Source organism: Dyella japonica DSM 16301 (assembly GCF_001010355.1).
Classification (GTDB): Bacteria; Pseudomonadota; Gammaproteobacteria; order Xanthomonadales; family Rhodanobacteraceae; genus Dyella; species Dyella japonica.
Genome location: NZ_JPLA01000139.1, coordinates 1 through 423 on the forward strand (window position 1 = coordinate 1; position 423 = coordinate 423).

The 423-nt window shown below is 35.9% G+C and carries 1 pseudogene; it reads left to right on the forward strand.

Going from position 1 to position 423, the window contains the following annotated elements:
* Positions 1 to 63 precede the first annotated feature (63 nt).
* A pseudogene (locus tag Y882_RS19625) lies at positions 64 to 288 on the forward strand (hypothetical protein); the annotation flags it as partial.
* Positions 289 to 423: the final 135 nt, after the last annotated feature.

Sequence of the window (423 nt, forward strand, 5' to 3'; positions counted from 1 at the left end):
GAATATACTCATCTCGAGCTTGGTGCATGTGGACCAATTCCGGTATTTTGAAAATCTACTGGCGAAAATTTGAAATTCCGTGTTGATAATACTCCGTTAATTTCTCATGATAGCGGCATCGCTTGGTTTGATCAAAATGACATGGAATCAACATTTGAACGTATTAAAGAACTGTCATCTGACCGAACTCTTTATGACCGCGAACGTGAAAAAGCTTATGAATTTTTGTATCAGCATCAAGATTCAAGCTTCTGCTTTAAAGAACAGTTTGACATTATTACAAAATAAAGGGCTTCGGCCCTTTAGCTTTATACGGAGTTTGATATAATGATATTTCTTGGATATGTGATACTTTTTCTTGCATTTTATCTATTCACTAGAGCATGCTGGATTGGGTTCTTTAGCACTCCAGATGGATTTATT